Annotated in this window: 12 protein-coding genes, 5 tRNA genes, 1 rRNA gene and 1 other RNA gene; 12 read left to right on the top strand and 7 right to left on the bottom strand. The window is 26.7% G+C overall.

What is annotated here, in order from left to right:
- Positions 1 to 82: 82 nt before the first annotated feature.
- From WEOB_RS00225 to tsaC, 3 genes are all read right to left on the bottom strand, one after another.
- Positions 83 to 3094 (bottom strand): 23S ribosomal RNA (locus tag WEOB_RS00225).
- 767 nt (positions 3095 to 3861) lie between these two features.
- Positions 3862 to 4686 carry a shikimate dehydrogenase gene (gene aroE / locus WEOB_RS00220; RefSeq protein WP_281263915.1) on the bottom strand — a complete coding sequence of 275 codons (825 nt, stop codon included), beginning with the start codon at positions 4684 to 4686 and terminating at the stop codon, positions 3862 to 3864.
- An 84-nt stretch (positions 4687 to 4770) separates the two neighbouring features.
- Positions 4771 to 5334 (bottom strand): L-threonylcarbamoyladenylate synthase type 1 TsaC, encoded by a 564-nt coding sequence (gene tsaC, locus WEOB_RS00215; RefSeq protein ID WP_281263914.1) that lies wholly within the window; start codon positions 5332 to 5334, stop codon positions 4771 to 4773.
- Positions 5335 to 6004: 670 nt separating this feature from the next.
- Between tsaC and def the strand changes: the two genes are divergently transcribed.
- Positions 6005 to 6448, top strand: coding sequence for a peptide deformylase (def, locus tag WEOB_RS00210; RefSeq protein ID WP_281263913.1), 444 nt, complete (start codon positions 6005 to 6007; stop codon positions 6446 to 6448).
- A gap of 85 nt (positions 6449 to 6533) precedes the next feature.
- Positions 6534 to 7490, top strand: coding sequence for a methionyl-tRNA formyltransferase (fmt, locus tag WEOB_RS00205; RefSeq protein WP_281263912.1), 957 nt, complete (start codon positions 6534 to 6536; stop codon positions 7488 to 7490).
- A gap of 331 nt (positions 7491 to 7821) precedes the next feature.
- Here fmt and ssrA read toward each other — a convergent pair.
- Together ssrA and smpB are read right to left on the bottom strand one after the other, a co-directional pair.
- Positions 7822 to 8215, bottom strand: a transfer-messenger RNA (tmRNA) gene (gene ssrA, locus WEOB_RS00200).
- A gap of 65 nt (positions 8216 to 8280) precedes the next feature.
- The gene (gene smpB, locus WEOB_RS00195; RefSeq protein WP_281263911.1) at positions 8281 to 8775 is read right to left on the bottom strand and encodes an SsrA-binding protein SmpB; all 495 of its coding nucleotides are present in this window, start codon (positions 8773 to 8775) and stop codon (positions 8281 to 8283) included.
- Between the two features lie 475 nt (positions 8776 to 9250).
- On the opposite strand from smpB, the gene grpE reads away from it, so the two are divergent.
- Entirely contained in the window at positions 9251 to 9850 is a 600-nt protein-coding gene (grpE, locus tag WEOB_RS00190; RefSeq protein WP_281263910.1) for a nucleotide exchange factor GrpE, read from the top strand.
- 11 nt (positions 9851 to 9861) lie between these two features.
- Here grpE and ung read toward each other — a convergent pair whose 3' ends face one another.
- Positions 9862 to 10524 carry a uracil-DNA glycosylase gene (gene ung / locus WEOB_RS00185; protein WP_281263909.1) on the bottom strand — a complete coding sequence of 221 codons (663 nt, stop codon included), beginning with the start codon at positions 10522 to 10524 and terminating at the stop codon, positions 9862 to 9864.
- Between the two features lie 601 nt (positions 10525 to 11125).
- On the opposite strand from ung, the gene murB reads away from it, so the two are divergent.
- From murB to WEOB_RS00155, 6 genes are all read left to right on the top strand, one after another.
- Entirely contained in the window at positions 11126 to 12148 is a 1023-nt protein-coding gene (murB, locus tag WEOB_RS00180) for a UDP-N-acetylmuramate dehydrogenase (protein ID WP_281263908.1), read from the top strand.
- 85 nt (positions 12149 to 12233) lie between these two features.
- Positions 12234 to 12821: a biotin--[acetyl-CoA-carboxylase] ligase gene (locus WEOB_RS00175; RefSeq protein ID WP_281263907.1), complete on the top strand. Its 588-nt coding sequence runs from the start codon at positions 12234 to 12236 to the stop codon at positions 12819 to 12821.
- 284 nt (positions 12822 to 13105) lie between these two features.
- Positions 13106 to 13178 (top strand) — tRNA-Thr (locus WEOB_RS00170).
- Positions 13179 to 13209: 31 nt separating this feature from the next.
- Positions 13210 to 13294 (top strand) — tRNA-Tyr (locus WEOB_RS00165).
- Positions 13295 to 13340: 46 nt separating this feature from the next.
- Positions 13341 to 13415: transfer RNA gene (locus WEOB_RS00160), tRNA-Gly, on the top strand.
- Between the two features lie 20 nt (positions 13416 to 13435).
- Positions 13436 to 13511: transfer RNA gene (locus WEOB_RS00155), tRNA-Thr, on the top strand.
- 418 nt (positions 13512 to 13929) lie between these two features.
- On the opposite strand, the gene WEOB_RS00150 is transcribed toward WEOB_RS00155, so the two are convergent.
- A tRNA-Thr gene (locus WEOB_RS00150) sits at positions 13930 to 14001 on the bottom strand.
- 554 nt (positions 14002 to 14555) lie between these two features.
- Between WEOB_RS00150 and WEOB_RS00145 the strand changes: the two genes are divergently transcribed.
- The 3 genes from WEOB_RS00145 to rpsI all read left to right on the top strand — a co-directional run bounded on the left by WEOB_RS00145 (position 14556) and on the right by rpsI (position 16136).
- A complete protein-coding gene (locus WEOB_RS00145) occupies positions 14556 to 15176 on the top strand; it encodes a Fe-Mn family superoxide dismutase (protein WP_281263906.1) in 621 nt (206 codons plus the stop codon).
- A 120-nt stretch (positions 15177 to 15296) separates the two neighbouring features.
- The gene (rplM, locus tag WEOB_RS00140; protein ID WP_281263905.1) at positions 15297 to 15728 is read left to right on the top strand and encodes a 50S ribosomal protein L13; all 432 of its coding nucleotides are present in this window, start codon (positions 15297 to 15299) and stop codon (positions 15726 to 15728) included.
- Between the two features lie 15 nt (positions 15729 to 15743).
- Positions 15744 to 16136: a 30S ribosomal protein S9 gene (rpsI, locus tag WEOB_RS00135; protein WP_281263904.1), complete on the top strand. Its 393-nt coding sequence runs from the start codon at positions 15744 to 15746 to the stop codon at positions 16134 to 16136.
- Positions 16137 to 16164 lie beyond the last annotated feature (28 nt).

The raw sequence follows: 16164 nt of genomic DNA, 5'->3' as shown, positions 1-16164 counted from the left end.
ATTATATTTATAAAAAACCTATTTTACAAAAACACAATATTACATTCAATATATAACGAAATAAAATATCTTAAATGTTGCAAAGTTAAGTTCTCACGGGTCATTAGTATCGGTTAGCTCAACGCCTCACAGCGCTTACACACCCGACCTATCAACGTTATTGTCTTTAACGTCCCTTTAGGAAGTTTTAAAAATTAAAACTTCTGGGAAGATTCATCTTGAGGAAAGTTTCCCACTTAGATGCTTTCAGCGGTTATCTCTCCCACACATAACTACCGGGCAATGCTATTGGTATAACAACCCGAACATCAGAGGTGTGTCCACTCCGGTCCTCTCGTACTAGGAGCAGCCCCTCTCAATCTTCCAACGCCCACGGTAGATAGGGACCGAACTGTCTCACGACGTTCTAAACCCAGCTCGCGTACCACTTTAAATGGCGAACAGCCATACCCTTGGGACCTGCTTCAGCCCCAGGATGTGATGAGCCGACATCGAGGTGCCAAACACCGCCGTCGATATGAACTCTTGGGCGGTATCAGCCTGTTATCCCCGGAGTACCTTTTATCCGTTGAGCGATGGCCCTTCCATACAGAACCACCGGATCACTAAGACCTGCTTTCGCACCTGCTTGAGTTGTCACTCTCGCAGTTAAGCTAGCTTATGCCTTTACACTAACCTCACGATTTCTGACCGTGATTAGCTAACCTTTGTACTCCTCCGTTACTCTTTAGGAGGAGACCGCCCCAGTCAAACTACCCACCAGACACTGTCCTTGATCCGGATAACGGACCTAAGTTAGAACATCGAATATTAAAGGGTGGTATTTCATTGGACGGCTCCATGCAAACTAGCGTTCACACTTCATAGCCTCCCACCTATTCTACACATTAACACCCAATGCACAATATCAAGCTATAGTAAAGGTTCACGGGGTCTTTCCGTCTTACCGCGGGTACGCCGCATCTTCACGGCGAATTCAATTTCACTGAGTCTCGGGTGGAGACAGTCTGGCCATCATTACGCCATTCGTGCAGGTCGGAACTTACCCGACAAGGAATTTCGCTACCTTAGGACCGTTATAGTTACGGCCGCCGTTTACCGGGGCTTCGATACAGAGCTTCTCAAATAACTAAAATAATACTTATTAATTGATAACCCCGTCAATTAACCTTCCGGCACCGGGCAGGCGTCACACCGTATACGTCCACTTTCGTGTTTGCACAGTGCTGTGTTTTTAATAAACAGTTGCAGCCAGCTAGAATCTGCGACTAGTTTCAGCTAAAAGGGATATCCTTCTCACTTACCTACTAGCGTGCCTTCTTCCGAAGTTACGGCACCATTTTGCCTAGTTCCTTCACCCGAGTTCTCTCAAGCGCCTTAGTATACTCTACCTGACTACCTGTGTCGGTTTAGGGTACGATTTAAATATAATATTACACTTAGAGGATTTTCTTGGAAGCATAGCATTGATTCCTTAACTATATAAAATAGCTCGTCGTCACGCCTCAATGTTTAAAATAAAAAAGCGGATTTTCCTACTTTCTTCATCTACACGCTTAAACTGGAACAACCGTAATCCAGCGAACCTAGCTTTCTCCGTCCCCCCATCGCAATCATATAAAAGTACGGGAATATTAACCCGTTTCCCATCGATTACGCCTTTCGGCCTCACCTTAGGGGTCGACTCACCCTGCTTCGATTAACGTTGAACAGGAACCCTTAGTCTTTCGGCGAGTGGGTTTTTCACCCACTTTATCGTTACTCATGTCAGCATTCGCACTTCTGATACCTCCAACATATCTTTCAATATATCTTCACAGGCTTACAGAACGCTCCCCTACCCAACAAAAAATCATTTATAAACAAATTATTTTATTTTATTACAAAAGTAATATAACAAAAATAACCAAAAAATAATTTTATTGTTGCCGAAGCTTCGGTGTATAATTTAGCCCCGTTACATCTTCCGCGCAGATTGACTCGACCAGTGAGCTGTTACGCTTTCTTTAAATGATGGCTGCTTCTAAGCCAACATCCTGGTTGTCTAAGCCCTTCCACATCGTTTCCCACTTAACTATAACTTTGGGACCTTAGCTGTCGGTCTGGGTTGTTTCCCTTTCCACGTCGGACGTTAGCACCCGGCGTGTGTCTCCCATGATAGCATTCTTTAGTATTCGTAGTTTGCATCGGATTAGTAATCTGGTAAGATCCTTAACCGAAACAGTGCTCTACCCCTAAAGATGATTTCATGAGGCGCTACCTAAATAGCTTTCGAGGAGAACCAGCTATCTCCCGGTTTGATTGGCCTTTCACCCCTAACCACAGGTCATCCGCTAATTTTTCAACATTAGTCGGTTCGATCCTTCAATTAGTATTACCTAATCTTCAATCTGCCCATGGATAGATCACCGGGTTTCGGGTCTATATTTTGCAACTTAACGCTCATTTAAAACTCGGTTTCCCTACGGCTCCCTTACACAGTTAACCTTGCTACAAAATATAAGTCGCTGACCCATTATACAAAAGGTACGCAGTTACATCATTTATATAATGCTTCTACTGCTTGTACGTATACGATTTCAGGTTCTATTTCACTCCCCTAGCCGGGGTTCTTTTCACCTTTCCCTCACGGTACTAGTTCACTATCGGTCAGTCAAGAGTATTTAGCCTTGGAGGATGGTCCCCCCATCTTCAAACAAGATATCACGTGTCCCGTTTTACTTCTCGAGTTATACAAAACTATATATTTTCAAATACGGGGCTATCACCCTTATATCGCCAGACTTTCCAGACTGTTCTTTTAATTATACAGATCGCAAAATAACTCTAGGCTTTTCCCTGTTCGCTCGCCGCTACTAAGAGAATCTCAATTGATTTCTTTTCCTCAGGATACTAAGATGTTTCAATTCCCCTGGTTCGCTTCATTAAGCTATAAATTCACCTAATGATAATACTTTGTGTATTAGGTTTCCCCATTCGGATATTACCGGTTATAACGCCTCATATCGACTTACCGGAACTTTTCGCAGATTAGCACGTCCTTCATCGCCTTTGACTGCCAAGGCATCCGTCGTATACGCTTACATCACTTAACTTCACAACTTTAAGATATCTTTTCTTTTTGCTAAAAATTAAATAAAAATTAAATATATTTAAAATAATAGCAAAATTTTACAATTTATTTATCGCAAAAGAGACTCATAAAATATGATTTAAATTTAAAAATTTAAATACAAATTTTATTTTTCACCAAATTTTTAAAGAACTACATAAACAAAACTATACTAAAATAAAATTACAAATAACAATTTTAACACATTTTTTTAAAAAACTAACTCTTATTTTCAAAAATAAACAATAATTTCTACTTACAAACATATTTAACTTCAAAATAACAATCATTCAAAACTCTAAATAAAATTTCATAAAATCAAAAAACTAATACAACAAAATTAAATAGAAAAACTCTATTTTTATAACATACTGAACTAAAAAACTAAAATATAAAATATATAAAAATAAAAACTAAAAAATCTGTTTATAAAACATATAAAAAATAAAATCTTTAACTTTTCAATAACTACACATCATATTTTAATTACTTGATAAAAATAAAACAATCAATTTCAAATTTATTCAACATAAAAAAAATAATTCTTTATATTATCAAAACTAATTTAAAGAATTAAATTTTTCAAAAAAACAAAACACTTTAAATATAAATTATATAAAATTTCTCAAAAAAACAAAATACATAAATACAATCCAATATATAATATTTCAAACTACACAAATGTTATAAAATACAAAATTAAAATAATTAATATTATTATAAAACATTATTTTTATAATTACAGAATTTTATAAATCATATTCTAATTTATCTAACACTAATGAAATTGAAGGAAAAACATTATGCCATAAAAAAAAAGAATATGCAGCTTGCCCCACTAACATTCCAATACCATTAGCTAAGTTTATCGCCCCATGTTTTCTACACCATGAAAGAAACAAAGTATCATTATTCCCTATATGGTAAAACATATCATAACAAAAAACCTTAGAATGAATTATATTTATAGGAAACGGTACATAATTATTATGTATTCCTATTGATGTAGCATTAATAATTAAATCAAAATACAAATCACTAGTCAAATCTTCTATAGGAATCACATCAATCTTCCCCAAATCACGATAAAAATTCGATAAATTCTTTGCACGTAAAAAAGTTCGATTAACTAAAATTATTTCACATCCATACAATAATAAAGAAGGAATCACACTACGAGAAGCGCCTCCAGAACCCAATAATAAAATCCTATCATTTTTATGTATCATACACAAACGTTTCAAATCATACAACAATCCAACTCCATCAGTGTTATCTCCCAAAAGAGAACCATCTTCCTTTTTTTTAATTGTATTAACTGTTTTAGATGCCAGAGAACGATCAGTCCAAGAATCGCATAACAAAAAAGCTCTTTCTTTAAATGGAAGAGTAATATTTGCCCCTAAACCTCCAGATTTAAAAAAACATTTCAGAAATTCCTCAAATTTTTCTAAAGGAACCAATACCCTTCCATAGGAAAAATTAATTCCAGTTTCTAAAGAAAATAAAAAATTAATTTTTGGAGATAAGCTATGTTTGATAGGATTACCAAAAACATTAAAAAATTTTTCCATAAAACATCCGCTCTTCAATATAATTTATTATCAAAACTCCTCTTCATTCAAATATAACATATAACATTGATAATTTCATAAAATTTATCGAATAATTTTACCACTTACAACATCCAAAATAGAAGAAGTATTTAGTCTTCCTTCAACATCTTCTTGCATAATTGGGATAGCATTACCTAATTTCTTTCGAACTTCATAAACAGTTTTAGCAGGAAATTGTCCTGTTATATTAGCACTAGTAGATACAATAGGCTTACCAAACATCAAAGAAAGCATCTTGATGGGAAAAAAAGAACTAACTCTTACCGCTAAAGAATTATGTTTTCCAGTCAACCACCAAGGAGTAGTAATACGGGATGGGAATACCCATGTAATTGGTCCTGGCCAACTAGAAAAAACTCGAAACCTAATATTACTATCCAATTTTTCTTCGTCTACATAACCTTGTAACTGTTCATAACAAGCAGCAACTAAAATTAAACCTTTTTCCCATGATCTTCTCTTTATAGATAATAATTTTTTAACTGCTATTACATTATCCGGATCACAACCTAAGCTAAAAACAGATTCTGCCGGGTAAGCAATAATTTGACCACTATGTAGCGCTTGTACCAAATTTTTTAAATCCGAATAAAAACATGCAATCATAATTATTTATCGAAACATTAACAATAAATTCAATATAATAAAAAATTAACCAAATAACTTCAAATTAATCATTTTATTTTGTGGTAAAATAATAAATAATGATAAAAATTAATAAAAATTTATAAACACAAAATACTTAACAATATAATTCTGCATTAAAATTTCACAATAAACCTCTAATATATTAATAAAAGCATTTGCATATTATTTCTCGAAACAAAATTCTGAATCTTCAATCCATATAATAAAATACTGTTTTAACATATTAGGTTTTACCTAATAAACCATCAAGTATATATTTAAATACTTATTTAATTAAAAACTTTAAAATATAAAATATACCTAAATTCCCGTATTTTATTATATACCATTGACAACAAAATTTCACATTAAACAACACATATAAACACTTCCAATAAAATTAAAAATTAATCCAAATATTCATCTAAACATTTTATAAATTATCAAAAAAATAGTTCAAATACAAAACATTAATCATTTATACACCAATAAATAATAAAATTACTAAAAATATTTAAATTATATTATAATATTGCAGAATAATACTTTGAAATAAAATAATTCTTATACAAAATATATATTATTAATACACATCATAATAAATTATCAATATCATATTTAACAAATTATTTTATAATAAAATACAAAAATGCCATTATTAAAAATAATACATCATCCAGATAAAAGATTACGAAAAATAGCTAAACCTGTTACAAAAACTAATAAAAAAATCACAAAGATCACAAATAACATGTTTGAAACTATGTATTTTCATTCAGGAATCGGTTTAGCTGCAACACAAGTAAATATACAAAAACAAATCATTGTTATTGACATTTCTCATAATCAAACACAAAAAATAGTACTAATCAATCCTAAAATACTCACAAAAAACGGAGAAATAAGTATGCAAGAAGGATGTTTATCAATACCAAATAAATATGGTTTGGTTACCAGAGCTAAAGAAATTAAAATTTGTGCTTTGAACAAATATGGTAAATATTTTGAAATAAAAACAAATAATTTACTTTCTATTTGTATACAACATGAAATAGACCATTTGGTAGGAAAATTATTTATTGATTATTTATAACAAATAAAACCTAACTTAACGCTTTATCGTAACATTAATTTTATGGTAAAATACGAAAGTTTTTAAAATCATTCTTTTATTTCCTATGTATAAAATACTACGAATTATATTTGCAGGAACACCACAATTTTCTGCAAATCATTTAAATACATTATTAACAAAATCAAAACACAACATAGTGGGTATCTTTACTAAACCAAATCATTCTTTAAGTCGAACAAAAACATCAAAAAATAATAATGTAAAAAAACTATCAAAAAAATATAATATAAATTTATTTCAACCACATTCATTCCATAAAACAAAAAAATGGGAAAAAATAATAAAAACACTAAATGCAGATATTATGGTGGTAGTATCATACGGATTAATCATACCTAAAAAAATACTCACAATACCTAAATTTGGATGCATTAACATACATGCGTCTTTACTCCCAAAATGGAGAGGAGCTGCTCCAATTCAAAGAGCAATACTTGCAGGAGACAAACAAACAGGAATTACAATTATACAAATGAACTCAAAATTAGACCAAGGAGATATATTGTATAAAAAATTTTGTAATATTAAATACAACGAAACCACTGAATCTTTATATTTAAAACTATCTAATATTGGATCTACTGCCTTACTAAAAGTACTAGAAAAAATTTCAAATAATAAAATTAAACCCACACCACAAAATCATGATCTTTCTACTTATGCAAAAAAAATTCAAAAATCAGAAACTAAAATTAATTGGAATCTTCCCGCATACAAATTAGATAGATACATTCGAGCATTCAACCCTTGGCCAATAAGCTATTTTCTAATAAATGAAAAACGAATTAAAATTTGGGAAGCTACAATTGATAAAAAAATATCTCTAAAAAAACCTGGAACAATCACACATATTAATAAACAAGGAATCCATGTTTCTACTGGACACGAAACACTTATTTTAGTAAGATTACAAACAGAAAACAAAAAACCAACTCACTTCTCTGATATGATGAATTCAAAAAAAAATAAGTGGATATTTATAGGAAATATCTTGCAATAATCTTAAAATAGACATAACTTTAAAAATAAATATTTTCAAACTCTAATAATTTATTTCTTCCTTTCCAAATTTTCCTTCTCGTTTTACTAAAATAAATAAAACAAAAATCAAAAAAACAATTTCAATCAAATATAAAAAAATTCCTTCTTCTTTTACTATATCGTAAAATTCAAATAAAAAAATTAAAAATCCAATACCACAAAAAAATTAAAATAAGACTAATCTAGTCTATCCTAAAAACATAAATTTCATAAAAATAAAATACTTCTCAAAAAACAATAAATTTAAACTTAATAATTATATAAAATTAAAAAATTATAGAATAATATATAAATGGAGCTGGCGGGATTCGAACCCGCGTCCGAAAATCTACAAATATCTAAGGATTTACATGTTTATTCATTACAAACAACTACACTTATACTATTAAGAAATCACAATGATTTGCATTAATAGTTCTCCTAAATAAAATAATAACATTCGTATCTTAGGAAAATACTCATGCATTCTCTTATATTCAAATGACTTTGCTTCCTTAATCTAAAGAGAAAGACAAACAAGAAAAACAAAGGAACCCTTGGTTTTTAATCCAATTATGCTGCTAAAGCAACAGGTTCATATTTTTTATAATTTGCAACTATTTAATTAAGATATTTTACGAGTCCAATCTTACCTCGACATGCCTCATATATTATTCAAATTCCGTCAAATCCATAATCAGCCCCTAAATCTTTATATCAAAATTCATCTAAAAAAATAGAAACTTTTCTTGTATCATATAAATCTAATCTTAAAATCTTTTATTTTGTTTCATAATATAAGCTCTACTTTTTTTCCAATCAAATTCAATTTTACTAAAACGTTTATCATATTTTTTTTTATCTTTTGTAATTCCAAGTTTTACTTTTACTAAAAATCTTTTCCAATACATTGAAATAACAACAATTTTACATCTTTTTCTACTAACACATCCGATTAAATAACTAATTTCATATTTATTTAATAATAACTTACGCTGACGAACAGAATCACAAAAAAAATATAATGCAGATGACCTCTCAGGAGAAAAATTTGCACCTAACAAAAAAACTTCATTTTTTCTAAAAAAAACATAACTATTATTAATAGAAACAGATCCTAGCCGCAATGACTTAATTTCCCATCCTTTCAATAAAATTCCAGCTTCAATTTCTTTTGATATTGAAAATTCTCTATAAATAGACTTGTTTCTAATAATTATTCGAAAATCTTGATTCTTTAATATTTTAATTTCCTCATTAAACAATTAAATATAACAACGAAAATAAACTCATTACTTAAAACTATAAAAAACTATCACAGTTTTATAAAAAAATCTATTAATTCAAAATAGAAACTACAAAAAAATAAATTAAATTTAATATCAGTATAAATTAAAAAAAAAAAAAAACAACAAATAACTGAATTAAAAATCTTACAAATAAAAATTCCAAAACACAACATAAGATAACATAAATTAATTAAAATTTAAAATAAAACTATGAAAATTAGACGCATAAATATTAAAAATGAAACTTAATATAATTTAAAATAATAAATTTGTCCATACAAAATTAAAATAAAATACACTATTATCACATAAAACTTCTATTCATATAATTTTATAAAATAAAAACATTTCCATAAAAAATTCTTCATACGTTTTTCTTGAATCCTTACTAATTTAATTTTATAATATTTACAATCACATATACAAAATAATTTAACAAAGAGAAAATATTATGATAAACGAAAAAAAAGAAAATGAAACACAAGCAAACTCTCAAGAAAACAAAAAACAAGAAACACAACAAAATAAAGAAACTAAAAACATAAAAAATACAGAAAATAATGAAAATCTAAAAAACATAGAACGAATCCTGGAATTAAAAATAGCTTTAAAAAAAGAAAAAGACAACCTACTTCGCGCAAAAGCAGAAATCGAAAACATACGAAGAAGAAGCGAAAAACATATAAGCAATGCACATAAATTTGCATTAGAGAATTTCACAACACAATTACTGCCTGTAATTGATAATTTAGAACGAGCATTAGAAATATCAAATACATCTATTAATAATAACAAAAAATCCCATTATGACATAGAAGGAATAAAATTAACATTAAAATCACTTCTAGATGTTGTAAAAAGATTTGGATTAGAATCCGTTGAAAAAATTAATATACCTTTCGATCCAGATATTCATCAAGCAATGACTATGATAGAATCCGAAAAACATGAACCAAACAAAGTGATTATGATGATACAAAAAGGTTATATACTTAATGGAAGATTAATTAGACCAGCTATGGTAGCTGTATCAAAAAAATTAAAAAAATAATCTTTTGTGAATTACCAATGTATAGGTTGTATACCTTGCTTCTGTAATAAAAAATTAGATTTAGAAAAATGTCTACAACCAAAAAATCCTTTATTAACAGAAAAAGGAGAAGGGTGAGAACTCTTTAGTATATAATGGCGATTACAATCAATAATTTTTTCTTTTTTTTTCGCTTGCAATCCCCACAATAAAAATATTATCCCCTTTCTATACACATTAAGTATCTTCACAATTTTATCAGTAAAAATTTCCCACCCTAAATTTGCATGAGAATACGCTTTTCCATGTTCCACAGTTAATATAGTGTTTAATAATAAAACTCCTTGATTTGCCCAATTCGATAAACATCCACATTTCGGAATTACAAAATCAGGAATATCTCTACACAATTCTTTATAAATATTTAATAAAGAAGGAGGAGGAAAAACACCAGGATTTACAGAAAAAGAAAGACCATCTGCTTGATTAAAATTATGATAAGGATCTTGTCCAAAAATAACAATCTTAACATTCATTAAATCCGTTAACCACAAAGCCCTAAATATATTTTTTTTCTCTGGATATATGACTACCCCTAATTTATATCTTTCGTTAAGAAAAGAAAAAATTTTTTGAAAATAAAGTAATTTTTTTTCATGTGAAAGAACATCACGCCAAGTTAAAATATTGTTCAAAAAAATATCCCAAAATATGTTATAAAAAATAATATCTCATATTATACTATAATTTTATAATCATAATTTCATTAATTTTCATTATCAAATTTCAATACAAAAAATAAATACAAAAATCAAAAATTACCTTTTAATAAAATATAAAATTTTTATCAACATCACAATACATATTTCTTTATTATATTTATAAATAATTACACAATAAATACAAAATCATTTTGTATCAAAATAAATCAATAAATAAACTAAACGATTAAACCAAAACCTTATATAAAATAATTACATCTAACAATATATCAGTTTCTAATTTCCTCAAAATTTAGAATATTTTATCTATATGTTAAACACAAAAATAAACTGAACAAAAACCATCATTTAAAAACATCATAAAATATGATAAATTTATCACAATAACTTTCACATAAAACTTTTAAAAAATAAAAATTTTATAATATATAAAATGTACAAAAACAAAATTTAAACATAAAATCAAATCTTATAATTAACATATTCAAAAAACATTATTAAACAAATATACGTATATTAAAAAACAAAATTAAATCACATAAACAAAATAATACATCAAAATAAATACAAAAACATGTACAAAATACAATCATTAAACACTTTTTCCATAAACGCACTAGCAAAAAATGTAGTTACTGCAAACTCAGAATTAGAATTATTCAAGTTATGGAACGAAACAAAAAAAAACAAACAATTCAGCTTAATTTTAGGTAAAGGAAGCAATATTTTATTTTTAGAAAACTTTCTTGGAACTATTATACTAAATAGAATAAAAGGAATCATAATACGTGAAAAAAAAACATCATGGAATATACATTCCAATTCCGGAGAAACATGGCATAATTTAGTAAAACATACCATATACAATAACATACCAGGATTAGAAAATATGGCACTAATTCCTGGTTGTGTAGGGTCTGCTCCAATTCAAAATATAGGAGCTTACGGAATTGAATTTCATGAAATATGTCAATATATAGACATAATAGAACTAAAAACAGGAAAAAAAATCCGATTAAACGCATACAAATGCAAATTTGGTTATCGTACAAGTATCTTTCAAAAAAATAATTTTACAAAAAAATACGCAATTACAGCAGTCGGAATACGTCTAAAAAAAAACTGGAAACCAATACTTACACATAACGAATTAAAAAAACACCTAAATAAAAAAACTATAACACCAAAAAACATCTATAATACAATTTGCAAAATACGAAAAAATAAATTTCCAAATTTATTATCATTAGGAAACGCAGGAAGTTTTTTTAAAAATCCTATTATTAATAAAAAACTAGCCCAAGCAATAATAAAAAAACACCCAAATATACCATATTACATTCAAAAAAATAAAAAAATAAAATTTTTAGCAGCTTGGATTATTGAAAATTGTGGATTAAAAGGATTCCGTTTAAAAAACGCAGCAGTTTACAAAAAACATGCATCCATTCTTGTCAATACTGGAAATGCTGATGGAAAAAATATTATTGAATTAGCAAAATATATTCAAAGAAAAGTTAAAAAAAAATTTTCCTTGAAATTAAAACTAGAAGTACAATTAATTTATAATTATAAAAAAAATAATATATTTATATAATATTCAAAAAAAACATAATCTACTTACTATAAAACCTATATAAATGTCACAAAATTTTCTAAATAAAAAAATTATATTAAACAATTTGTTCCAAAAAAAATTAATTATTCTCCCTATCATTAATTCCACTAATCAATATTTATTAGATAAAATACAAACTTTACAATTGGGATATGCTTGTATAGCTGAACATCAAACACATGGGAGAGGAAAATATGGAAGAAAATGGATATCATCATATGGAAAAGATTTATGTTTATCTCTTTATTGGCATTTGAATAAAAAAATCAAAAAAACTGAATATTTAAGTATAATAGTTAGTCTTATAACAAAAAACATATTAAAAAAATTAGGAATCAATGAAATAAAAATAAAATGGCCAAACGATCTTTATTTACATAATAAAAAACTTGCAGGTATATTAATCGAATGTTATAACAACACCAAAAACACAACAGACATTATAATTGGAATCGGAATTAATGTTAATATAAAAAAAAATATTAAAAATTATATTTTTCAAAAAAATTGGATTAACCTTCAAGAAACAGGAATAAAAATCGATAGGAACATATTAGCCGCAAAACTCATAAATATTCTTCGAATAGAATTACAACAATTTGAAAAAAAATATAAAAATTTTTCTTTCATAAATCAAATAAATCAAACTTAAATATTTAAAATTATACATTTATTATTCAAAACATTTAAATTGAAAAATAAAAATTACTTATTAAATTATATTAACTAAAATACAATTGATTAAATCTCGTAAAACATGTAAAATATAAGATTAATAAGTTGAATATTTGCATAATTGTACAATTGCATTCAAAAAAATTTCCAATACAGAAATCTTTATAATACATAAATAACCTATCAAAATACTGAAACTAAAATTGAAAATTTTACAAAACACAAAAATATTATCAATAAAATTTATACTGCAATTGTTTTGCCAACATAGCTCAATTGGTAGAGCAACTGATTTGTAATCAGTAAGTTGAAGGTTCAATTCCTTTTGTTGGCAAAATTGTATTTTATTTGATATTAATACAAACGGTGGGGTTCCCGAGTGGCTAAAGGGAGCAGACTGTAAATCTGATGTTATAATAAACTTCGAAGGTTCGAATCCTTCCCCCACCAAAAACAAAATTATAAATCTTGAAAAATACTATTTAATACACAAAAAGCGGGTGTCGTATAATGGCTATTACATTAGCCTTCCAAGCTAATAATATGGGTTCAATTCCCATTACCCGCTCCAAAAAATTCAACAAATAAATTGCTGATATAGCTCAGTTGGTTTTAGAGCACACCCTTGGTAAGGGTGAGGTCGGCAGTTCGAATCTGCCTATCAGCATATTGATGTAAAAACAATCAAAAAAATTACATCATAATACCCATTTAATATCTTACAGCATAAAACTAATGTAATTTCTAAAAAAGCTTTTCATAATAAGAATAAAAAATTTCATCAAAATTTAAAAACTAACTTTAAACTAATATAATTCATTTTCCTTCAAAACCACAAAATAAAACTCGACTTTATTTTAAAAAAATTTGAAATTCTATTTCAATCAATACAATTAAATCAACAATAAACATATAAACCAAATAATTATACTAATAAATTATGAAATAAAACTTTAAATTTCTAAAATAACTAATATTATAAACTTTAAAATAAGAATATAAAATCAAAAAACATCTACAAAATACAAAATTTTATAAAAATATCTTTTTTGATAAATACAAATAAATTTGTATTTATCTTAAATTGCCGATAATAGGAATTGAACCCATCTCTTCGTATTACGAATACGCTGCTTTATCAACTAAGCTATATCGGCGAAATCTAATAATTTAAAATTAAAATAAAATAACTAATATTTATACAAAAAAATAATATAAAAAATAAAAAATATACTCATAAAAATAACTTTTACTAAAATAAACAATTTTAATTCATATTTGATACAAAATTTTTAAATATATAACTGTAATATTATAAACCAAAACAAATTAAACAAATTTTAAAAATTAAAATACATTACATAAAATAAAAATTAAAAATTTATTAAAATTATATTTAATATATTAATATTAAACACATTTAAAAACTTTAAAATTATCATTTTCTATTCCACAAATACAAACTAATAATTTTCAATAACTAATGTAACACATCAAAAAACAAAACGATACTAAATTCTTTCAAATTAAATTCACAAATATCAAACTAAAAATATTGTAAAACAATAATTAAAAATATCTTATTGCATTCTTAATAATCTTCATATAATATTATTCATATTTTCAATCATAAAATATATTGATTTTGAAAAATAAAGTACTTTATTAAATAATAAATAAAAACAAAATAAAAGAAACAAAGGAAAAAATAATGGATTTTAAATTACCTGTTTTACCTTACGATTATGATGATTTAGAACCTTTTTTAGACAAAGAAACCATGAAAATTCATCATACTAAACATCACCAAACTTATATTAATAATACCAATTCTGCAAAAAAAAACTTTCCTCTATTAAATAAATTAAATATAGAAAATTTAGTAAAAAAACTAAACATAATCCCTGAAAAAAATGAAAAAATTTTCTTACAAAATAATGCAGGAGGACACCTAAACCATAGCTTATTTTGGAAGTTTTTAAAAAAAAATACACCAATAAATGTTACATTAAAATTCGAAATAGAAAAAAATTTTGATAGCATAAATAATTTCAAAAACATTTTTGAAAAAACTGCAATGAATCATTTTGGTTCAGGGTGGGTATGGATAATAAAAAAAAATAACAAATTAAAAATAATATCTACTATTAATCAAAACAATCCACTCATGGGAAAAGAAATTTCTGGACACTCAGGATATCCAATTTTAGGATTAGATTTATGGGAACACGCATATTATTTAAAATACCAAAACAGAAAAATAGAATACATAAAAGCGTTTTGGAATATAATTAATTGGGAAGAAGTAGAAAAACAATTTAATAATGTCTAAAATTTTATTACTTTATATAAAATTTATTCTTTATTACGTTTATATTTTAAATAAATAAAATGAATTATACACTTAACTGCAAAACAACTAAAAATTAATTTTATAACTAATTTTAATTATATGAAAACTTTTTCAATAAAATCAAATAATATAAAACGTAATTGGTACTATGTAGATGCAACAGGAAAAACATTGGGAAGATTATCCAGTAAACTGGCGCATTATCTACGGGGAAAACATAAAGTGGAATATACTCCACACATAGACACAGGAGATTATCTTATAGTATTAAATGCAAAAAAAATTTATATTTCAGGAAAAAAGCGTAAAAACAAAATATATTTTTATCATACTGGATACGTCGGTGGTATAAAAAAAAGAACATTTCAAGAAATGATAACTAAAAATCCAAAAAAAATTATAGAAATAGCAGTAAAGGGCATGTTACCAAGAGGTGTATTAGGTCGAATTATGTTTAAAAAACTTAAAATATATGAAAATAACAAACATGCTCATAAAGCACAAAAACCGAAACTTATTAATTTTACATAAATATTATCCGAAAAAATGAATACTAAGCAATATTATTATGGAACCGGAAGAAGAAAAAGTTCTTCAGCTAGAGTTTTTATAAAAAAAGGAATCGGAAATATACTGATAAATAAAAAAAAATTAACTCTATACTTCAAAAAAGAAACTTCCAGAATGATAGTTTGTCAACCTATAAAACAACTAAACATAAAAAATTTAGATTTATATATTACTGTAAAAGGGGGGGGTACTTCTGGACAAGCGGGGGCAATTCGGCACGGAATAACTAGAGCTTTAATAAAATATGACAAACAATTTTATATAGACTTAAAAAAAATGGGATTCATTACAAGAGATGCACGAAAAGTAGAAAGAAAAAAAGTAGGTTTACATAAATCCCGTAAACATCCACAATTCTCAAAAAGATAAAAATTCATAAAATATATTAAAACAAAAA

The sequence above is a fragment of the Candidatus Westeberhardia cardiocondylae genome, assembly GCA_001242845.1.
GTDB lineage: Bacteria > Pseudomonadota > Gammaproteobacteria > Enterobacterales > Enterobacteriaceae > Westeberhardia > Westeberhardia cardiocondylae.
Note: the sequence above shows the minus strand (reverse complement) of the source record. Positions and strands in the feature narration are given on the sequence as shown.